Source organism: Paenibacillus sp. FJAT-26967, assembly GCF_001541095.1.
Classification (GTDB): Bacteria; Bacillota; Bacilli; order Paenibacillales; family NBRC-103111; genus Paenibacillus_F.
The window spans coordinates 77,124-98,517 of the sequence record NZ_LMXH01000007.1; the positions used below are offsets into that span (position 1 = coordinate 77,124).

At 50.6% G+C, this 21,394-nt stretch carries 20 protein-coding genes; 9 read left to right on the forward strand and 11 right to left on the reverse strand.

Annotated features, from left to right (window positions below; translation table 11 throughout):
- Nucleotides 1-85: 85 nt before the first annotated feature.
- Entirely contained in the window at nt 86-1,603 is a 1,518-nt protein-coding gene (locus AR333_RS20865; protein ID WP_068777302.1) for an S-layer homology domain-containing protein, read from the reverse strand.
- 329 nt (nt 1,604-1,932) lie between these two features.
- The gene (locus AR333_RS20870; RefSeq protein WP_068777303.1) at nt 1,933-2,262 is read right to left on the reverse strand and encodes a nucleoside triphosphate pyrophosphohydrolase; all 330 of its coding nucleotides are present in this window, start codon (nt 2,260-2,262) and stop codon (nt 1,933-1,935) included.
- Nucleotides 2,263-2,484: 222 nt separating this feature from the next.
- On the opposite strand from AR333_RS20870, the gene AR333_RS20875 reads away from it, so the two are divergent.
- Nucleotides 2,485-3,279, forward strand: coding sequence for an SDR family NAD(P)-dependent oxidoreductase (locus AR333_RS20875; RefSeq protein WP_068777304.1), 795 nt, complete (start codon nt 2,485-2,487; stop codon nt 3,277-3,279).
- Between the two features lie 143 nt (nt 3,280-3,422).
- On the opposite strand, the gene AR333_RS20880 is transcribed toward AR333_RS20875, so the two are convergent.
- Nucleotides 3,423-4,343 carry an AraC family transcriptional regulator gene (locus tag AR333_RS20880; protein WP_253735931.1) on the reverse strand — a complete coding sequence of 307 codons (921 nt, stop codon included), beginning with the start codon at nt 4,341-4,343 and terminating at the stop codon, nt 3,423-3,425.
- Between the two features lie 197 nt (nt 4,344-4,540).
- On the opposite strand from AR333_RS20880, the gene AR333_RS20885 reads away from it, so the two are divergent.
- Together AR333_RS20885 and AR333_RS20890 are read left to right on the forward strand one after the other, a co-directional pair.
- Entirely contained in the window at nt 4,541-5,671 is a 1,131-nt protein-coding gene (locus AR333_RS20885; protein WP_068777306.1) for a Gfo/Idh/MocA family protein, read from the forward strand.
- 105 nt (nt 5,672-5,776) lie between these two features.
- The gene (locus tag AR333_RS20890; RefSeq protein WP_068777307.1) at nt 5,777-6,733 is read left to right on the forward strand and encodes an alpha/beta fold hydrolase; all 957 of its coding nucleotides are present in this window, start codon (nt 5,777-5,779) and stop codon (nt 6,731-6,733) included.
- 140 nt (nt 6,734-6,873) lie between these two features.
- On the opposite strand, the gene AR333_RS20895 is transcribed toward AR333_RS20890, so the two are convergent.
- A complete protein-coding gene (locus AR333_RS20895; protein WP_084783908.1) occupies nt 6,874-7,443 on the reverse strand; it encodes an NADPH-dependent FMN reductase in 570 nt (189 codons plus the stop codon).
- A 155-nt stretch (nt 7,444-7,598) separates the two neighbouring features.
- On the opposite strand from AR333_RS20895, the gene AR333_RS20900 reads away from it, so the two are divergent.
- Both AR333_RS20900 and AR333_RS20905 read left to right on the forward strand, forming a co-directional pair.
- Complete coding sequence (locus AR333_RS20900; RefSeq protein ID WP_068777308.1) at nt 7,599-8,531, forward strand: LysR family transcriptional regulator; 933 nt, start codon at nt 7,599-7,601, stop codon at nt 8,529-8,531.
- Between the two features lie 148 nt (nt 8,532-8,679).
- Entirely contained in the window at nt 8,680-9,471 is a 792-nt protein-coding gene (locus AR333_RS20905) for an SDR family NAD(P)-dependent oxidoreductase (protein WP_068777309.1), read from the forward strand.
- A 74-nt stretch (nt 9,472-9,545) separates the two neighbouring features.
- On the opposite strand, the gene AR333_RS20910 is transcribed toward AR333_RS20905, so the two are convergent.
- From AR333_RS20910 to AR333_RS20935, 6 genes are all read right to left on the reverse strand, one after another.
- A complete protein-coding gene (locus AR333_RS20910) occupies nt 9,546-10,661 on the reverse strand; it encodes a hypothetical protein (RefSeq protein WP_068777310.1) in 1,116 nt (371 codons plus the stop codon).
- A gap of 251 nt (nt 10,662-10,912) precedes the next feature.
- Nucleotides 10,913-11,527, reverse strand: a complete 615-nt coding sequence (locus AR333_RS20915) for a hypothetical protein (protein ID WP_068777311.1) — start codon at nt 11,525-11,527, stop codon at nt 10,913-10,915.
- Between the two features lie 160 nt (nt 11,528-11,687).
- The gene (locus AR333_RS20920) at nt 11,688-12,173 is read right to left on the reverse strand and encodes a hypothetical protein (protein WP_068777312.1); all 486 of its coding nucleotides are present in this window, start codon (nt 12,171-12,173) and stop codon (nt 11,688-11,690) included.
- 343 nt (nt 12,174-12,516) lie between these two features.
- Nucleotides 12,517-13,011, reverse strand: coding sequence for a hypothetical protein (locus AR333_RS20925; protein WP_068777313.1), 495 nt, complete (start codon nt 13,009-13,011; stop codon nt 12,517-12,519).
- Nucleotides 13,012-13,370: 359 nt separating this feature from the next.
- Nucleotides 13,371-13,910, reverse strand: coding sequence for an STM3941 family protein (locus AR333_RS20930; protein ID WP_253735932.1), 540 nt, complete (start codon nt 13,908-13,910; stop codon nt 13,371-13,373).
- Between the two features lie 92 nt (nt 13,911-14,002).
- Nucleotides 14,003-15,976: a tetratricopeptide repeat protein gene (locus AR333_RS20935; protein ID WP_068777315.1), complete on the reverse strand. Its 1,974-nt coding sequence runs from the start codon at nt 15,974-15,976 to the stop codon at nt 14,003-14,005.
- A 456-nt stretch (nt 15,977-16,432) separates the two neighbouring features.
- On the opposite strand from AR333_RS20935, the gene AR333_RS20940 reads away from it, so the two are divergent.
- Together AR333_RS20940 and AR333_RS20945 are read left to right on the forward strand one after the other, a co-directional pair.
- A complete protein-coding gene (locus AR333_RS20940; RefSeq protein ID WP_068777316.1) occupies nt 16,433-17,125 on the forward strand; it encodes a futalosine hydrolase in 693 nt (230 codons plus the stop codon).
- Complete coding sequence (locus tag AR333_RS20945) at nt 17,126-17,977, forward strand: 1,4-dihydroxy-6-naphthoate synthase (RefSeq protein ID WP_068777317.1); 852 nt, start codon at nt 17,126-17,128, stop codon at nt 17,975-17,977.
- A 188-nt stretch (nt 17,978-18,165) separates the two neighbouring features.
- Here AR333_RS20945 and AR333_RS20950 read toward each other — a convergent pair whose 3' ends face one another.
- Entirely contained in the window at nt 18,166-19,287 is a 1,122-nt protein-coding gene (locus AR333_RS20950) for an NADH-dependent flavin oxidoreductase (RefSeq protein WP_068777318.1), read from the reverse strand.
- 361 nt (nt 19,288-19,648) lie between these two features.
- Between AR333_RS20950 and AR333_RS20955 the strand changes: the two genes are divergently transcribed.
- Both AR333_RS20955 and lepB read left to right on the forward strand, forming a co-directional pair.
- Nucleotides 19,649-20,374, forward strand: a complete 726-nt coding sequence (locus tag AR333_RS20955) for a DsbA family oxidoreductase (RefSeq protein WP_068777319.1) — start codon at nt 19,649-19,651, stop codon at nt 20,372-20,374.
- Between the two features lie 242 nt (nt 20,375-20,616).
- Nucleotides 20,617-21,198 carry a signal peptidase I gene (gene lepB, locus AR333_RS20960; RefSeq protein ID WP_068777320.1) on the forward strand — a complete coding sequence of 194 codons (582 nt, stop codon included), beginning with the start codon at nt 20,617-20,619 and terminating at the stop codon, nt 21,196-21,198.
- The last annotated feature ends 196 nt before the right edge of the window (nt 21,199-21,394 follow it).

Here is a 21,394-nt window from a genome sequence, read left to right on the forward strand (position 1 = left end):
ACGTGTTAAAGGCAATAGCACGATCCTGCCAAATACGAAAGGATCATTCGTCCGATAAAGGACAGAATGATCCTTTCCCTGTAGATTACTCGGGAAGAACGATACCTTGAGCAGAGAACAGTTCCCGCGCCTCGTTCCAAGTCAACTGGATATCTCCGTTTGCATAGGGCAATTCAATATCATACAACTCCTCAGACTTAAACGTATCCGTACGGAAATTTTCCTGATGATATGTTATATCGCCTTCGAAGCTTAATGTTCCTATGGCAACGCCGTTGCTGATTTCTCCCGTGAACAGAATTTCTCTGGATGTATACTGCACATTGTCGCGATCATTGCATCTCCATGTGGCATATACCTTCGACCCTTCAGCGGGCAACGCATATTCCTTGACCCAAATAGTGCGGTATACTTTGCCGTTGCCGTCAAACTCTCCGTCATTGCCCGGCTCCCTGCCCGTACCGTCCCTATTCTCCGAACCGAAGAGAACCGACTGTTTGTATGTATAAAATTTCAGCTGGCTTTTGTCTTCCTGGCCACCGGCCACAACCAGCGTTTCGGCGAATTTTTTGGCTTCTTCACTGACCGCGAACCAAATGTTAGCTAGCGAATCCGCAGGCATCATATAAACGCCATTAATTTTTTTTATCGTCATCTGGCCGTTCAGAGGTATTTCTTCTTCCTGCACAAGCGGACCATCGGGATTGTAATGGACAAAATGCTCTGTCTCCTCTTCTCGGAAAGTGTTTGTTTCCTTCCTGTTCGTAGTCGTGACGCTGCCGTCGCTATTTTCACGGTACCCGATTCCGAATGCCGAACTGATTTCTTTTACCGAGAAGTAAGCAAGGCCTTCATGCATGACGGGCTTTGTACGGAAAACAACAGGCTGATTGTCCAGTTTAATCACGGGAGCGGCATCTTCCACAGACGAATTCTCCGCTTCGGTCCCGGTGAGTTCGCTTGGCGGTGAGAGGATGGGCAACCAGCTTGTGTCGGACACTTCGCTTGGTCTCGCCTGAAGTTCGCCCAAGCCTTGATCCGCCATATTTTTGATAAATTGCACGGCTTCGGCGCGGGTAAGCGTCCTAGCGCCTTTAAATCCCGCTATCGACGGCTCCGCTTCCTCTCCTTGAGCGAGATTTTTGCCGTATAAATACCGGATGGCGTCCTCTCCTTCGTAATGCTCGCCATGTGTCGAAGCTATAAGCTCGGCGACGCGGATACGTGTAATCGGCTCGTTTGGCTCGCGGCCGTTTGCCGTACCCACGGGATAATTCAAGGATGCCGCCAGATTGTAATAAGGCTCCGCCCAGTCGTTGCCCTTGCCGCTCTCCAGATCGGGTTTGTACAAATGAATAAGCAGGGTCAAAAATTCAGCTTCTGTCACAGTCCGTTCCGGTCTGAACGTCCCATCCTCGTATCCGCTGACGATATGGCTGCTTATCGCCCAGGCCACGGTTTCGGCAGACCAGTGTGAATTTACGTCCGGGAACGAAACGATTACCCCGGGATTTTTAGCGCTTGCCGCATGCGGCGGCAAAGCCGCGGTGGCAAGCAGGATCGCCGCTTGCACCGATCCTAACAGCTTCCATGATTTTTTCATCTTCTTCCCTCGCAGTTTATTCATGATGGCATATTTGCAGCTTCAGTGCCCGGAATTCGGGAACTGAAGTTTCTGTATGTAGTATAGCCGCTGACGCAAAAATGCGGAAGGAAGATTTCAACAATTAACTTACATAATGTAAAAAGAAGATAGATTCGACACACTTCTCGCTAGTCCTTCTCAAATTTTCACGCGGTAATAACCAAGCTGTTCTTTTTGGGAGTTTAATAAACCGAAATCAATGCTTGGCGGAATAATTGAAGTATGGGAATGTAATCGGCATCGGACGGATTTAATCGTCAAGCATGGTTTAAGGTTTAGCTTAAAACTCAATCCGTCGTCTCCATCAAATAAACCTTCGCCTTAAATCCGCCTCTCTCCGCTGCTTTACCGTCCCGCACGGCTTCCAGCTCCTGAACGGAGCAGTGGTGTACACCGGCTAGAGCTTGTATCACTTCAAGCAAATCGGCGAGTTCCTCTACCGCATGACGGTCGTCCTGTGCGGAGGCCTCCAGATATTCCCGAAGCTCTTCATGCAGCTTCTTGTGCAGCTCCTGCTTATATTCCGCTTCCGTTAAGATTCGTGTCTGACACGTTTGACCGTTGCCGCGAATCATTTCCGGTATACGATCCCGGACTAGTTTATTGTAGACAGCCACTTAGATTCATCTCCATTTTTCATAATAAGTCTCTGCATGTACTGCATATTTCCTTCGACATCAAGCCTGCTATACACCTCCCGGCTTTACAAAAAATCACTTACAGAACCGTCACAGGTAACGATACCAAGGTGAGCGGCGAATCCGCCCCAATGGTTCATTGCACCTGCCCCGGTGGTAAATTTGCCATGTAAGAATCAACGATAACAAGGAGGCTGAATCATGGCGGATAAACGGCTGGATGGCAAAGTTGCTGTGGTGACAGGAGGCGGCTCGGGGATCGGCAAAGCGGGCGCCATCCGGATGGCGGAGCAGGGTGCGAGGATCGTGATGCTGGACCGCACACCGGAGAAAGCCGAAGAAACGAAGAGGCTGATTGAGAGCGCGGGCGGTCAGGCTCTTGTAATCGGGTGCGACGTATCCAAACCGGAGATGATCGAGCAGGGTATGAAGCGGGCCGTGGATACATTCGGCAGGCTGGATATCGTATTCGCCAATGCCGGATTGAACGGCAAGCTGGCCCCCATTGAGACGATGGAAATCGACGAATGGGACTACCCGATGAACATCAATCTGCGCGGCACGTTCGCTACCGTTAAGTATGCCATTCCTTTTCTGAGAAAAAGTGGCAGCGGCAGCGTCATCATCACCAGCTCGATTAACGGCAACCGCGTTTTCTCCAATATCGGATTCTCCGCCTATTCGACAACCAAGGCCGGGCAGATCGCTTTTATGAAAATGGCCGCGCTGGAGCTCGCGAAGTACAAAATCCGTGTCAACGCCATCTGCCCGGGAGCGATTGCCACTAACAGCGCAGACAATACCTACCGGTCCGATGACCTGAAGCAAGTGGAAATTCCGGTGGAGTTTCCCCAAGGAGGACAGCCACTCAAGGGTGAATCCGGGAAACCCGAAGAGGTCGCCGATCTTGTCCTGTTCCTTGCCTCGGATGAGTCCTCTCATGTGACCGGAACCGAGATTTATATTGATGGCGCGGAGTCGCTGCTGGTCGGCTGAGTCCGCAAGAGACAGACGTATAGGATCTCCAGCGCACTTATACGGCAGCACGTTAGGCCCTTCACCTGTGCATAGCAGGATAAATGAAGGGCTAATTTCTTTTATAGGATAAGGAGTCACGCTATGTCTCTGCTGCTATGCATCTACTCCGTATGCTCCATCCTCGCCTTGATCGACCTTGCATACTCGGTTGGACTCATACCGGCCGCTTGCTTGAACATCCGGGAAAAAGAATGTACACTCCCGTATCCGAGCTGCTGCGCGATTTGCGAATAGTTGCAGGTTTCTTCCCGGATCAGCCGCTTCGCCCTGTCGATTTTCAACCGGGTCCAATATTTCATGAGAGTCATTCCTGTCCGAGACTTAAACAACTCCTTGAGCCGGGTCGGGCTCAGATGAAACTGTCTGCTGAGTGCCTCTACCGTCAGAGGTGCTTCCAAATTCCCCTCCATATAGCGGACAATCCTGTCCGTCAATTCGGCTTGGCTGCGCTCCTGGGCAGGTGTGGACAACTGCTTGCTGGCAGTGGAATGCCCACACTCCAGCAGAGCACGTCTTATCAGTCTCAGCAGAAAGATTTCCAGGTAACAGCGAAGCAGCTGTTCCGCGCCTTCCGGAGCACTCTGCTTTCGCCTCAGCGGATATTCGAACGGAAACTCGAACGCGTTCTCGCCTTCTTGTATAAGCTGAGCCAGGACATTCCGCTCCTCATCCTCCAGCCGGATGACTTGTCCGCTCAAGATGTCCATAGCTGCTGAATCGCAATCAAAGGTCAGCACGATGACATTGGGAGCTGTGCCCGGGGCCGCCCGGAAGCGGTGAAACTCATTGGGACGGTGAAAAATAACCGTTCCCTGCTTCAGCAGATGGCTCGCATGATCGGTCCACACTTCAATTTCACCTTTATCCACATAGAGAAACTCCCAGAAATTATGGCGTTCCCCCTGAAATACATAATCTTTGCCATGCTCAAAATAATACATCGTAATGATCCGGCTGATCGTCAAAATCTGTTTCAGATATGTTCTCTGCATCCCGTTCAGCTTGGCCTCACGCTCATCCATTTTCATCCCCCCGGCTGTCTAAATCTTTAAACGTGATGATTCAGGATGGTTTCCTTCGTAAGCCTTCTATACTTCTTATTACCACCCTATCGTTTGTTAAGGACAAAAAAACCGTCGTTTGAGACAAAGATAAAAATAAATCCCTCTTTTATACTAACGGTAATAGCTTCACATTGAAAAAAAGGGGGACGCACGTCATGAAATTAGGTGTTATCGGGTACGGAGCCCGGATTCGTCACGTCATCGCAGAAATAATCAGACAGGACCCTGCCTGCCGGGTCACCGCAATAGCCGATATCCGGATGGAATCAATCCGCAGAGAACTTAGCAGCAGCGGCCCCACAGACATCCGTTTCTACGAATCGCCAGCCGCCATGCTGGAAGCGGAAGAACTGGATGGTGTTCTCATCGGGACGCGCTGCTCTTTGCATACGGTCATGGCGCTTCAAGTACTGGCCCGCAGCCTGCCGCTCTATCTGGAAAAGCCGGTTGCCACTACGATGGAAGATTTGCTCCGTCTCAAGTTGGCCTATGAGTCTTCGCGTTCACCCGTCGTAGTCTCTTTCCCGCTGCGCGTTACTTCTATAGTAAGCGCTGTGAAGGAAATTATCGACTCCGGCAGGATCGGAACCGTAGAGCATGTACAAGCCGTCAACAATGTTCCCTACGGATCGGTCTATTACCAGAACTGGTACCGGGACGAAGCCGAAACCGGCGGACTTTTTCTTCAGAAGGCCACTCATGATTTTGACTATATCAATTATATCCTGGGAATGCGGCCGACTGCCCTGTGTGCCATGACCTCCAAGCAAATCTTCAAAGGCACAAAGCCTGCGGGACTGAAATGCACAGTGTGCAGCGACAACAAAACCTGTCCGGAAAGCACCGCTTTCCGGGAAGACCTCCCGCCGGAATGGGAATACTGCTGCTACGCGGAAGACACAGGCAATGAAGACTCCGGCAGTGCCCTGATCCGTTATGAGAGCGGCATGCACGTCGCGTATTCCCAGAATTTCTTTGCCCGCAGAGAAGCAGCCGCACGCGGTGCGCGTTTTCTCGGGCATAAGGGGACGGTCGAGTTCGATTTCTATACCCGCCTAGTAAAGGTGATCATGCACCATATACCACGGGTAGAGACGATTGAAATCGGAGCCGGTGAAGATCATTTTGGCGGGGACGCCTACTTAGCCCGCAATTTCACTGAGGTTATGCGGGGCGAAGCCGCCTCTGCCGCTACTTTAGATGAAGGAATCACCAGCGCGCTCCTTTGCCTGAAAGCCAAACATTCCGCGGAAACGGGCACTTTTCAGAACATTTCATTCGATTAGGCCGGATCACACTTATTCAATTAAATGGCCCAAGTTGTCTAGTATTTTCCAGACATTGCGAATATAATTGGAATAAATATTCACTACTTACGAAGGAGTACGAAAATGAACGCCATCCAGAAAAAGATCCACGATCTTCACCACAACAAGCGTCCGCTGACGCTGGAGCCCGAATCCATTGACCGCTTCTGGGATGAGACACTGGCTAAATTCAAGGACAAGCCCCTAGAAGCCGAAGCCGTTCAGCGGGAAACCTTTATGGCAGGCGTGGACGCCTATCACGTTACCTTTCAGGGGTATGATGATACTCCGCTCAAAGGATGGTTTCTGGTCCCGTCTTTTCTGCGAAAGGAAACCTATCCCTGCCTCGTTTGTTTCCCCGGTTATACGGCCGATAAGGGAATTCCTGAGAGACATGCATCCTGGCTGCTCCAGGGATTCGCGGTTTTTGCGCTGGATGTAAGAGGCCAGGGGGGAGAAACCGGCAACAACCTCGACTACGATGCGGGGACAAGTGTAGGCTGGATCACCCAGAATATTCTGGACAAAGAACGCTGCTACTACATGGCGATTACGATTGACGCATTCAAAGCCGTGGACTGGGTGATGAGCCGCCCCGAAGTCAACAAGGACAAGATCGCCGTCATGGGAGGAAGCCAGGGAGGCGGCCTGTCCCTGATTACAGGCGCGCTTCATGACAGCGTCTCCCTGATCATCGCCGACATCCCGAACATGTGCTATCTGGATTACGGCGTGCTCAACTCGGTCGGCTCGCTCAAAGAAGCGGCTGATTACGTTAAGCGAAGTCCGGACCGGATGAGTACGGTCCTGGATACGCTCGCTCATTTTGATATCATGAATCTGGCTCACCGAATCCAGGTTCCCGTCCGCATGAGCGCGGGTCTCAAGGACATGGTCTGCTGGCCGGAAACGATCTTCGCCGCCTACAACCGGATCGTCTCGGAGAAGCATATCGACGTGCATCCGTTCTCCGGGCACGAAGTCAGCGAATGGCAGAAACGGAGCCATATGCGTTATCTGGAGGCATGGAAAGAGAGCTGATTCACAGCGCTCCTTAGTTAAAGCAGCACATAAAAGGACCTTCAAAACCACTCCAAAAGTGGGATTGAAGGTCCTTTTATCTTTGCTTATCCATCCGCTGCTGGATTTCCGGCTCTCCATCCGGGGAACCGCAGCTGTTTTTACACGACCTCGCCTCTGCTCTGAAGCGACTCTGTGTACAAGGCAATCTGGTCGACCGTACGAACGAGTTCTCTGGTTAAGATGTCCAGTTTCTGCAATGCGACTGGTTCAATGGTCCCGCTTCCCGCATCAATCTGAGCTTTATCAATCACAAGCTGATCCGCGAGCACATTCGCATAAACACCACGCAGGACGGTACGGAGATTATTCAGCGCATTAATGCCCCCTTTGCCGCCCCCGGCAGCCGCAACGATTACCGATGGTTTTCCTTTGAAATGCGGGAATCCCAGAAAATCGAGCGCATTCTTCAAAGATCCGCTGATGCCGCTATGGTACTCCGGTGTACAAATAATAAATCCGTCTGCCTGGTCCGCGTAAGATCTAAGTCTCTGCACTTCCAGATGGCTCTCTTCGGATGGGTCTCCCGCATATAAAGGAAGCGTATGAACCGCCACGTCAAAATTCAATACTTCTATAGACGGCCCTTTAAGCAGGGTACGGATATTCGAGGCAATAACCCCTGTGCTGGATTGTTTTCTTGCACTACCGCTAATAACCAAAATACGCATATCTATTCCTCCTTGAAATAAGTCTTTATTTGTAATGCCGAACAGGAAATATTTGCCTTATACCAACAACTATAATAAAATTGAACACAGATTAATAATATCTATTTCGCTATGTATACATATACTCCAGTATATGTATTAGGAAGGTGATTTCTATGGAAATGCTTCAACTCCGTTATTTTCTGACCGTTGCCAGGCTTGAACACATCACCCGGGCAGCGGAGGAGCTCCGAATTGCGCAGCCTGCGCTTAGCAAAACCATCGCAAGATTGGAGGAGGATCTGGGCACGCCTTTGTTCGACCGTCAAGGCCGGAATATACGCCTCAATCCTTACGGCCGGGCTTTTCTGGCCAAAACCCAGGCAGCGCTGCAGTTACTGGAAGAAGGCCGCAGAGAAGTGGCGGACATGGCAGGCCTTGAGCAAGGACGCATTCATCTGGCCCTGACCAACATGGAACAGATCAGAGAACCCTTGAAAGAGTTTCTCTCCAGACACCCGCAAGTTCATTTTCACATTCGTCAAGCCTCAATGGAGGAGATGGATCAGCTTATCGAAACGAATGAAACGGACTTCTATATGACTGCGATGGCTCTTCACCATCCCGGCATCCGTCAGATGCCTCTCTTAAAAGAGGAAGTGTACCTCGCTGTGCCACCCGGACATCGTCTGGCTGGTAGAGGGAGTATTAACTTGATCGAAGCCGCTGACGAATCGTTCGTGGGCTACAAAGAAGGGCATCCGCTGAGAAAAATGAATGACGAGTTTTGCCGCCATGCAGGCTTTGTCCCCAAAGTGGTGTGCGAAGTGGAAGATCCCGCCAGCATTGCGGATCTAGTCCGTTCCGGGTTCGGCATCGCGTTCATCGGATCGTGTAGAAGCAGCGAAGATCTGAAGCTTATCAAACTATCCGTCAACAAACCTATCTGTCAAAGGACCTTCCATATCGCCTGGCTGGATAACCGTTATTTGTCCAAAGCGGCCATTGCCTTCCGTGAGTTCCTCCTGCAGCATTTTGAGGGTCCATCCCGGCAAAGCCTCCGGACAAGTGAAAGCTCATGCTTTCTTGAAACGGGGGCGCTGATCTGATAACAAATCTCCGGCAGCACAGCCTCTCATGAGAAGACTTCCCGGGCGGATGACGTCCGGTCCTTTTTAACTGGTTCAGACACCTTGCCCTAAGGGTAATTTCATGAAAGATCAACTGAACTTGCACAGGCTAAAGGAGGATATCATCATGTCAGATAAACGCTTAGAAGGTAAAGTTGCTGTGGTATCGGGAGGCGGCTCAGGAATCGGTCAAGCATCGGCGATCCGTCTTGCGGAGCAGGGCGCTAAGGTCGTTATGCTGGACCGGACGCCCGAGAATGCGGAGAAAACCAGACAAACGATCGAGCAAGCGGGCGGCGAGGCCATCGTGATCGAATGCGATATTTCGAAACCGGAGACGGTTGAGCAAGGATTCAAGCAGGCGGCCGAGAAGTTCGGACAGATCGATATCGTCTTTGCGAATGCCGGGATCAACGGTACCAAAGCCCCCATCGAAACAATCGCAGTGGAGGAATGGGATCAGACGGTTAACATCAACCTGCGCGGTACTTTTGCCACTGTGAAATATGCCATCCCTTATTTGAAAGACAATGGCGGCAGCATCATCATCACCAGCTCCATCAACGGAAACCGTGTCTTCTCCAATATCGGATTCTCTACGTATGCGTCTACGAAAGCCGGCCAAGTCGCTTTTATGAAAATGGCCGCTTTGGAGCTCGCACGGTATAAAATCCGCGTCAATGCGATTTGTCCGGGAGCCATCGAGACGAATATTGATGACAACACGTATCCATCGGATGATTTGAAAGAAGTGGAGATTCCCGTTGAATTCCCTGAAGGCGATCATCCGCTGAGAGACGCTCCCGGCAAGCCGGAGCAGGTCGCCGATCTGGTGCTGTTCCTTGCGTCGAACGAATCGACTCATATTACCGGTACCGAGATTTATATTGATGGCGCGGAGTCTTTGCTGCGCGGATAAAGATATGTAGAAAGCCCTGTCCGTCTGCGGACACGGCTTTCAGGCTGCACTCCTTATGCGGGAGCGCGGCTTTTTTATTTCTGCGTCTTGGTGCTCACCGGACGAATCTGCTTTCGGACTGCTTCCGGTAAAGGCCGGACATAAGCATGGTTGCCTTGGGGAGCAGGCCCTTTACTCCCGCCTGCTTTAAATGTGCCGCCTGGGGCCGGTGCGGCTACGCGTAATCCGAATGCAGATAAGACACTGGCAATCGGTGTGCTGATCGAGCGGTTTCCGCCGCCTGCGAAGTTCAGCGCCGCTGCAAATCCGTCCCTCGTAATCCATACGGAGCCCGAATCGCCGCCTTGCGAGACAGGACTGCTGCCCACAATTACCGTCTGGTTGCGGAACAACAGAGTTGCATTACCGACCTCCCTGTAAGGCCCGACCATCTGGTCTGTCCCGATACTTTCGACGACACCGCTGACAAATCCGGTCGTGCGTCCGGATTTAACCAAGCTCGTTCCCACGCGGTAGCTGAGCAGATGGCCCCGCAGTGTAATGAGCCGGCCTGAATTAATCAGATATCTCGGATTCAGAAAACTGTTGGTGATAGGCTGCGCGATAGCAGCGTCCATGAAGTTCACTCCGCCGACACGGAAAGGAACAAACCTCACTGACACACCGATCCGGTCGCTTGCCTGTCCTCCATCCAAAGGCCCCGGCTGCAGAATATTAGCTGCGAAACGGTTGGCAGCCACAATCACATGATTGTTGCTCAGTACATATAATTGTCCATTTCGGATAGTGATAAGGCCTCCCGTTCCCGTAATTCCAAGCGAGCCGGTAATCCGGCCGATACTGACTCCTCCCGGAACCGGACGCAGACGACTGCGGAAGAACTCCGCCTTCACCCTTTTGCGGGGTGCCGCCCTGCGGCGGGATACACTGCCGGATTGAGCCTTGGAATGAGGTTTGAACGGATCGGTGTTAATCAGACGGAAAGGATAGCTCACTCCCGCCTTTTTTAACATCGTGCTTTTAATTTCAGCCGCTTTAACATTGGGATGCGAATAGACGATAATGGCCGCTCCGCGGTCCGGTTTGTCCGGGTCCGCATAGCCTACCCCCACTCCATAAATACCAGGTTTGCGCAGCAGAGTGAGTGAAAGCTGGTTTTTGAGCCGCATCGTTTCATAGAAATTCGCCATGAACAGTCCCCCTATTCTAGGATGCTATCAATCTATGTCGATTGAACTGAGAGGGAACTAGCTTCCGTCTATGAAGCAGGCTGAAATCGGCTGGAGCCGGGCCCTTTTCTTGATATAATGCAGTGTCCATACTGACATTGGAGAATATCTGACTGATTTCAGTGCTTTCAGGCAAAGCTACTGACAAATTGAATTGGCAAGTATGGAAAATAAGCGAGCCCTTAGTCGCATTGCGGTTTAAACAACTCAACTTACAGAATTTTAAATTTGTATTGGAATGCAGGACACCAGTAAAAAGCATCCACATTCGGAATCGCCTCATCAAATTCATCTTCCCTTTGAAACCACGGTTTATTAGGATTCAATTCCCTTACCTCCCTAAAGCAAAACCAACTATGACGCAGATCTTCTCCACCGTCGGACTTAAAGTCGGACCGTAGGCAGTACGCGCATATGTGAAATTCTACCTGTAACTGATTTCTCAAATCTTGTAAGGCTATCGAGAAATCGTTTACCGCCGCCGTATTATAGTGTATCCCCTTGTAATTACACCCTAAACTAAAAGATAGCGTTTCCTCTCCCAAATCATCTGTTGATAAAAATAACTTTTCCTCGATAATTATTTTCTCCAACGACGCTTGGTTTGTTCGAATAAATAGGGCATCTTCTAATAGCAACGTAGAGTTTGTTTTCTTCAATAACTTCGTCATGCAATCGCAGTAATCAATGCCTTCAAAACAAAAGATTTGAGTATTTATCGCGAGATGAAATTTAAACCCATCCTTGTATTCCTGAAATAGTCTTGCGTCCTCTACCTGCCCATCTGCAAATATGATCTTTCCGCAGCGAGATTTTTCATGATTCATATTCCCTTCATCCCTATCAATAAAAATAATCAACTATTTTCGTAACCGTTTGATTTTTTGCAGCTCAGTAGAGTAAGTTTTACTATTAAAAACTGGCTCATAAAAGATTCTATTGTTAAATTTTTTTACTCTCTCCTTACTGTTGCCTGTGTTATAAAGGTTACGATCTTCTTCTCTTCACAACCAGCAGCACCGTCCCCACAACAAGCACGCCGGCAACTGAAAAGCCTGCATAAGGATGCTTTAACAGCCGGTGGTATGCTCCGGTTACAGAAGCGAATGCATTCGTATACCTCAGCCTGCTCATATCATCTTGATAGTCTGCTTCTACTAGCGGCTTCTCCCCTTGCCCGATTTGCTCCAAGACGGCACTCGCGCCAGACCATTCCGCCGTCAATGAGCAAGTGCTCGTCTGTAAGAACGGCAGTTTGTCATACCGGTTAGCAAAAACAAGATACTTCCGGCCCACTTCGTATTCATTGCCGCAAGCGTCTGATCCGCCGTAACTCGTGTTTACGATCACCTGATTCTCGGAAATCCCTTTCCACGCAGCGTGCACCTCAAATAAAACAGCGTTCTTATGCTCAAGAATACCGGCGCTTTCTATAACCTGTTTGCTTACTTCTCTTACTTTTCCCGAAAACACGGCATCCGATTTTTCCAGCGCTTGAGCGGGGTCCTGTCCTGTTCATATTCGCAGCTGCAACCGTAAGTTCTACCCGGAATAACAACCATCATAGAGACAAACCCGAATACAGTTAAAAGCAGGAGTAAGGATACTTCTTTAATAGATTTTCTCATATTAACCAGCCTTCCATATCTAGCAGTTCTACCCAATAGACGTGTGCCCGTTTCAAAAGTTTCATGGACTTCAAAGGGGTACTGCTAAATACCAGCCGCGGGCCCCTTGAAAATGACTAGACAAATTCAGCAGATAGATGAAAACACCCGTCCTTTATTAAAACGAGTGTTTTCACTTACTAATCTATTTAATTCGCTGGAATATCTAACTCTTTACGTAATTCTTTCACTGTTTTTCCTGGTTGTTCTTTGTTTAGATATGCCCGTTGTTCTTTTTCATACCTGGCAACTTTCTTCTCCAGCTCTTCAGCTTTCTTCAGATACTGACTATCTTTTGTCTCTTCCGCCATGTGTTTTAGTTCACTTACCGAATCTTTCATACCAGCTATATAACTTCTAAGTTGATTCGCAAATTCTTCTTCACGATCGGGATCAACAATTCGCTCTACTTTTGCCACTTCCTTACCCAAATCTTTGAGCTCTTTACCAGCTTTAACCGTAGCCTCAATTTCTTCTGGTGTTTGATTCGGCATCTCGTTTAATTTCTTTTTCTTTGATTCAAATTCTGACTTTAACTCATTCAGATTTTTGATGTGATCTACGTCCCCGAAAGCTGCTCCGGCTAGAATACTGCTTCCAATAATACCGACAACGATCATGATAACAGTTAATTTATTTTTCATTTTTGGTCCCCTTCATCTAATTTGAAATTAACATGCGGCTTGTTTAACGATATACATAGGAAACCGTGCCTTCATCCATTTTTCCCGCATGTACCACCCTTCCATATCTAGCAGTTATACCCAATAGACGTATCCCGGTTGCAAAAGTTTCGAAGGGATACGCCTAAACACCCAGCCGCAGCGGGTCCATTCCTGTATCACCACAAAAATGAACAGGCCGCCGGGCATATCCCCGGCAGCCTGTTTTCATTCTTTTGATCCTAACCTAACGCTTAAATCGCTTTCTCTTGAATTCTCTATCTGGTTATCCGGAATCAGCATCCGTAAGTCCATACAGCAACAACCAGCCGCAGCAGCTCTTACGGCTGCCTAAGATGTACATTCTCCCACTTATTCATCATCACCTCGTACACCTCTTCCAGAGGATAAGGCAGACTGGCTTGCGTAATATTGACTGTAGCCTTCACAAGTCCACGGTTCGCCTTCATCAGCATCCTTGTCATGCTTTTCTGACGGGCCAGATAGGCTTCCGTGTCGTACAGGTTCAGGCCGATAAATCGCTGGCCCATGTAGTCATACAAAATAATTTCCTCGATATCCTGCCACGGGATCAAGCCTCCGCTAATGGCTGAAGAATTGTCAGTGACTCCTTCATCGTTAACGATCAGGGACGGCTTCTTGTTAAAAAGCTGGAAAACCAGATAAAGCAGACACAGACCGAAGAAGACAATACTTATGATTCCCACAACCATTAGAACCGCCGATTCTTCTTCATCGGTAAGCCCTACCCAGAACAGGAATCCTCCAGCTACTACAAAAGCCAGTGCAGCTAATACGAGAACGAATACTTTCTTGGGACTGGAATGAATGACCAATTCATTCTCATTATACGCCTCCAATATTCATGACCCCCTATAATTTACCTTTAAAAAGCGTATAAACCAAAAAGGGTGAGATTGAACCAGCCTATACTTTTATTCACCATATGGAATCAGGATAAATACATCCGGCTTTCGTATAACCGGGCGATCTGCCTGGAAGTTCCCTCCAGCACATCCTCATCCAGCCCCTCCAATTCATGAAGGTGTCTAAGCCTCTCCTCCAAGGTAATATCCTGAAAGGCATACAGACTCCAATTGGTCAAATTCTCGATGGTTTCTTCGAGTTCAAGACGGCTGTATTTCAGGTAGGCTCTGTACAGATAGCAGCTGGCAAATCCGGGATCCAGCTCAAGGGCCCGGTTGAATGCCTTCAGAGCCGTCTCTTCTTCCCCCTCCAGACGGAAACAGGCAAGCCCGATATTATAATGGGCTGACGGACTGTCCGGATGAAGATGGCTGTACGCCTCCGCATAGTCCCGCGCCGTATCATAATCTCCCATCAAATAACGCACATAGCCCCGCATGCTGAGCAGGTCGGTATAAGAAGGGTCCTTCTCATATCCCCGGATGCAGTCTTGCTCCGCTTTCTCGAGCTCTTTCAGATCAATAAAACACTTCGCCCGGCTTTCATAATAAACCGCATAGTCCGGCGTAAGGTCAATCGCCTTCCCGAAAGAGGCCGCAGCCATTTCCAGCTCTCTCATTTCCTGCAGAACGTGCCCCATGGCATGGTGGTAGCTGCTGCTGTCTTGAACAGATGCATCCAGCTCGGCCGCATAATGCAGATCCATCAGCGCTTCATCATAGCGGGACTCCATATAATAGGCGAAGCTCCGCTTGGAGCGTAAGTCCGCCCGGTCCTCCCGCTCGATGGCTTTGCTGTAAGTTGCCGCAGCCTGCCCGTATTGTCCCATCTCGGAGAGAATGGCAGCGCGCTGCATCTCATTCAGCGGGTCATCTTCCTCCAATTCGAGAAGATGTCCGTTCACATCCAGCGCCCGCTGGTATTGGCCTGTCTTGGCATAGGACTCGGCCAGCCAATAACAGATAAGCGGATTATCCGGGTCCTCTTCATACAACTGCTCCAGCATGGGAAGTGCTTTCTCCTCTTGCTGCCGGGACCGGTAAATCAGTATTTTCTCGAAGGAGACATCGGGCTCATCCGGATCTAACTCTGCAACCATGTCCAGATCCGCCTCTGCAAGTTCCCATTGTTCCGTATACCGGTATAGGACGGCACGCTGCAAGTACAAATCGGATCTATCCGGAAATAATTCCATTGCAAGATGGATAATTTCCAGTGCCGCTTCATAATCTTCCATCTTGATATAGATTCCCGCCAGATCTTTGCGGAACCCGCACGTACGCTCCACTTCTTCCCGGAAAGTACGGAAGGCTCCCGATCCGAATCCTGTCCGGAAGTAAACCTCACGTTCACCCCGGTCGGAGATGTACTCCCATTCGGCCTGCATATCGACGGCTTTTTTCATATAAGAAGCAGCCTCTTCCGCCTTGCCTTGAGCCATTAGAGATTTAGCCATCCGGTAGCTGAAAATCGGAATTTCCTGATTCTCGTAGCTGAGTACTTTCCGGAACGTCTCTTCCGCATTCCCGTAATCCCCATGATCCAGATAACAGACACCCAGCTCATAGTACGTCGATACGACTGAATTTGCAGGCTCCCTGAGCACACATTCCTTCAAATCCCGGATTGCTTCTTCATACCGGTTCAAATCCAGGTAACACAATCCTCTTGTATACCAATACATATAGGGATCGGGATTAATCCGGATCGCCTCGTTCAGATCCTCTATCGCCTCTTCTTCCCGGTTAATTTCTCTTAGAATATGGGCGCGGCGTTCATACGCATGATCGGAACGGGTAGATTGAATGATTCCACTCAAATACGTCAACGCTTTCTCGATATGTCCCAGTTCATAATACAGGTCTGCCACCTTCACCTGCTCTGAAATCTCCAGTGAATCGTACTTCACCTTCTCATAAGCTTCGAGAGCTTTGGGCAGATTCCGATCCTTTAAATACTTCCTGCCATTCCTCAGATGAACAAAATCAAAAATCCCCACCCTGCAGCCTCCTTCTATTTATCTGTCTCTTTATCTAACTGCACATACGGCACCGCCTGGAGCAAGTTTCACATGAATTCTTCAAAACAATGGATAAAGTAGGGAGCAAAGACTCCCCCGAAGCGGGCGTGTAAAAGAACGTTAGAAGACAGATGTCCCCTAACGTTCTAAACTATCCGGTTCTGAGTTAGACGAAGAATAGACAACCCTAATCTTAAGGTGAATAAAACTCTTCAATTAATATGTAATTTTTGTCATATCCCTCTTATACCATACCGGAGAATACTAGATGACGTCAATCCTAAGCTGATCCGTAAGAGATTCACACTTCAACTCGTTTCCAAACGCCTTTCCTGCAGCTTTACACACTGCTTAGATAGCGATAACCTAGAATAAGAAAGTCTGGCATTCCACATTCGAATATAATCAGCCTTTAATTAAGGAGACACCACTCATATGAATGCACACTCACCTCAGCCGGATCAATACCAGCCTGGTCCTGCACAAAGCAGCCGTATCCTGATCATGACTCCGGTTGCAGCCGAACAGGAAGCCGTCCTCCGCGGCCTGCAGGGCGAGCCCCGGTTCGACGTGGCGATAGCCGGCGTCGGTCCTGTTGCCGCTGCCATAACTACCACGTCCGCACTGGCTGCAGGCAGCTATGGTCTCGTCATCAACATGGGCATCGCCGGAGGCTTCTTGGGCCGGGCGGAGATCGGCTCGCTCGTAGTAGCGAGCGAGATCATCGCCGCGGACCTGGGAGCGCAGAGCCCGGGCGGGTTCATCAGCCTGGACGAGCTCGGCTTCGGCACGGCCCGCGTCCCCGCCCATGCCGGTCTTGCGGCCCGAGTCGCGGACGCGCTGCGCGCGAGCGGACTTACCGCCGGCATGGGCGCCGTGCTCACACTGTCCACCGTCACGGGGACAGCAGAGGCCGCGCGGGAGCTGGCCGCCCGCATCCCCGAAGCAGCCGCCGAAGGGATGGAAGGCTTCGGCGTAGCCAGCGCCGCCTATAGCCGCGGAATCCCCGCGCTCGAAATCCGCTCGATTTCGAACGCGGTAGGTCCGCGCGACAAAGCCGCATGGCGGATCAAGGATGCTCTCGCAGCGCTCGAACAAGCAAGCTCAATTTTACGGGAGGTCCTATAAATGAAAATCGCTTATTCTCCATGTCCGAATGACACCTTCGTATTTCACGCGCTGGTTCATGGCCTGGTGCCCGGTGCACCTTCGTTTGACGTGACTTACGCTGACATTGATATTACTAATACTCTGGCGGCTGAGCCGGGCGGCCCTGAAATTATGAAGATCTCTTACGCCGCCCTGCCTTGGGTGCGGCCCGAATACGCGCTGCTCCCGTGCGGAGGAGCGCTTGGCCGGGGCTGCGGACCGCTGGTACTGTCCAAAGGCTCGGCAGACCCCGCATCGCTGTCCGGCAAGCGGGTTGCCGTTCCGAGCGAGCGGTCGACCGCCTACCTGCTGTTCCGGCTGTGGGCCGCGCAGCAGGTGCCCGGCGGCGTAGGCGAGATCGTCGTGATGCCGTTTCACGAGATCATGCCCGCCGTCCGCGACGGCAAGATCGACGCGGGCCTCGTCATCCATGAGGCCCGCTTCACCTACCCGTCGTACGGCCTCGACCTGCTGACCGACCTCGGCAGCTGGTGGGAGTCCGATACGGGGCTGCCGATCCCGCTGGGCGCGATTATCGCCCACCGCACGCTGGATCTGGCGGCCATCGCCGGATGGATCCGTTCCTCCGTCGAGTACGCATGGACCCATCCCGCAGCGTCGCAGGAGTACGTGCTCCGGCACGCGCAGGAGATGTCCGCCGAAGTGGCCGAAGCTCACATCGCGCTGTACGTCAACGAATTCACCCTGAACCTCGGTGAAGACGGCTACGCCGCAGTCGAAGCTCTGCTCGGCCGGGCGGCCAGGGAAGGGCTGGTGCCTGCCATGGATCTGCGGGCGCTGCGTCTGGATTCACCGGCTGGGCAAGGATGAGTTCAAGAATGAGTTGCAGGATGAGTTTGGTCATTGCCTGAACTCACAAATCCGAGAAACGAATCTTCAACAAGGAATTCACAACAAGGAAAAGGATCGCCCTTTGTCATATGGAATGACTTGGGACGATCCTTTTTTTGTTATATGATGTGCACTTGAACTTGCACATCCACTAGCATTCTTACCTCTTAAACAACCGGGAACCATCCTGGCGTATGGATAATGCCATTCCACAGCGGCCCTGGAATAACCAGGCGTTCCTGGTCTTCTCTGCTTACCGTTACCCGGATTTCGGATTCCCGGCCTTCTTCCACCTTCTGTACCCAATCCGGCTCCATAATCAGTTCGCGGCCCAGCGCGATAAGAGGAACGCCCGTTGCTAATGCTTGCAGCGCCTCATCCGCACTATGAATCGAACCCACACCGATTACAGGCACGCGGTCTGCCGCCAATTCCTTAATAAGCTCTATGCGGGGTCTGTCCGTGTCCGCACCGCTTCTCGGAGTCGACCAGAAGTCCATCAGGGATACATGCAGGTAATCGAGGTTTTTATCCGCCAGAGCATCAACCAGTTTGAGCGTATCGTCCATGGTAATGCCCGGAGTCTCTACTTCTTCTGGCGAGAAACGATAACCTACGAGGAACGGGTGCTTCGCATGCTCGGCCACAACGCGGTTCACTTCATCGACAATCGCAAGCGGGAACGCCATCCGGCGCTCCACGCTGCCTCCCCACTTGTCTTCTCTCCGGTTGGAGTGCGGGGAAAAGAACTGCTGGATCAGATATCCGTTAGCGCCATGAATCTCAACGCCGTCGTAACCCGCCTCGATAGCACGCCGGGTCGTCTCGCCGAAGTCCCGGATAATCGCCTCGATCTCCGACTCGGCCAAAGCTCGGGGAACCGGGCTTCCGGCCTTTTCCTCCGCGACGGCACTAGCGCTCACGATGTCACCGCCGGGTACCAGTTCCGGAGGGCAGGAACGGCCGCCATGGAATATTTGAAGGACTGCCTTCGCTCCCTTCTTCTGGATAGAAGAAGCCAGCCGCTTCAAGCTTGGAATCATCTCATCCCGGTCGCCCGCGAATTCACCAGGGAAGCCTTGGCCGTTAGGCGTAACAAAGGTACAGGCTGTAATAACCATACCGGCTCCGCCGGATCTGCGCTCATAATAAGCAATTTCCGCATCCGATACCGTTCCGTCTTCATTGGATGAATAGTTCGTCATTGGAGCCATGACCACGCGGTTTTTAAGTGAAATTCCTTTGTTGAATGTGAAGTTCTCGAATAAAGGTGCATATTTGGTATTCAAAGTTTGGCCTCCCTCAATCTATGTGCAAATAAGTCGGATCTTAGAATGTAAAGCTCTAGACACCTTCCAGCCAGCCCGTATCAACTACGTTTCTGAAATATATGGCTTTGCGGATGCGCTATGACTGTTATTTTATTGATAACAGTTCGTAATGTCAAGAGAAGTTCCCGTCCTGCACTTCAAATGCCCGTAATTAAGCCGATATGCCTTATCGGCTGTTTGCTTTCATATACCCCGGTCCGTATAATAATGGTTGGAAAGACCGTTCTGATTGTAAGAATGATTTCTGCCCGAAGCGGTTCCACCGGAGCCTGCCTGATGGCTTTACCTTATATAATTAACCACCCGGAGGTGCTCATCTATGAAAGTTGAAATCTGGTCTGATTTTGTGTGCCCGTTCTGTTACATCGGCAAACGCCGGTTTGAAGAAGCGCTGGAGCAATTCGCCCACAAGGACGAAATCGAAGTCGTGTACCGCAGTTATGAGCTGGACCCGAATTCCCCGCGCGATACTAACCGTAGTATGGCCGAAATTCTGGCTTCTAAATACGGAATGAGTATTGAGCAGGCAGAGGCCACCAATGCCAATATTACAGAACAAGCTGCCGGAGTAGGTCTGACTTACCGGATGGACAAGCTTATTCCTACGAATACGTTCGATGCTCACCGCTTGGCGCATTACGCTGGCCAGCACGGCAAAGCGCATGAAATGACCGAGCTTCTGCTCAAGGCTTACTTTACCGATAACAAACATATCGGCGACAGGGATACGCTCGCAGCACTGGCTGCGGAAATCGGACTGGACAAGAATGAAGCAGCCCAGGTTCTCGCAAGCGACCAGTTTACGCAGGAAGTCCGCGCGGACGAGCAGGAAGGCGCCGATCTTGGAATCAGCGGTGTTCCTTTCTTCGTGATCGACCGCAAATACGGCGTATCAGGCGCACAGCCTGGCGAAGTGTTCGTTCAAGCTCTGCAAAAAGCATGGGATGAAGTAAAACCATCCCTTACACTGGTAAATGATGCTTCCAGCGAAGCGGCTGATGATGCTTGCTCAGACGGCGTCTGCGGCGTTCCTCCGAAGAAATAACGGCACGTAAAATTTTAATAACGATAAATGTCACGTAAACTTTACTTGCACCCGATCCGATCGCAAGCTTCACAAGTAAGCTCTCTTGCTGCTTTAACGGCAAGGGAGCTTGTTTGTATGTATCCGCCTGATCCGCTAAACCTCTGACATTTGCATCTTCTCCAATTCAAATGTTACATTTATTAACAGATCTAACGAATTCATCTTCTACTTTTAACTTGCCGAAAGGATTGGAAGAATGCATGGAACGAATAGAGACAAAAACACCTGCACCTACAAAGAAGAATGAAGTTTGGGAATGGACACGGGCGATTCTTATTGCCGTCATTTGCGTAGTTGTCGTCCGCTGGTTCCTGTTTGCCCCATTTATCATCAACGGGGACTCTATGGAGCCTAATTTCTCCGAGGACGAAAAATTAATCGTGAACAAAGTTCTCTATAACTTTGCAGAGCCCAAGCGCGGAGAAGTGATCATTTTCCATGCGAATGAGCGAGAAGATTACATTAAACGGATCGTTGCCCTGCCTGGCGAGAAGGTCAAAGTCGAAGGTGATCAGGTTTACATCAACGGCGAACCGCTGGACGAGCCTTACCTGAAAGAAGCCGTTGCCAGCGCCGCAGCCAGCGGCAAGACTTATAACAATCTGAATTACCCGGAGCAGACGGTACCGGAAGGAACTGTCTTCGTACTGGGCGACAATCGTCCGGGCAGTAAGGATAGCCGCAGTAGCAGTATCGGTTTTATCCGGAACGATACGATCATCGGCCGAGCCGATCTCGCTTTCTGGCCGCTGGGCAAATTCGGACTGATCTCCCACGAGTAGGTGAGTCTCACAGGACCCGTGCCGAACTTCAGCCGGGCTTCATTAATTTAAGCTCCGTTAGGCTCGATGATCGAATAGGCTCGCCCTTCTTAGAACCAACACTCCCGGACTCAAAGAAGACACAGAAGCCGCTTGGCTTCCTGTGTCTTCTTTGGGTCTTGGGCTTCAACAGCAGCTGTTAAGCACTCACGCCATT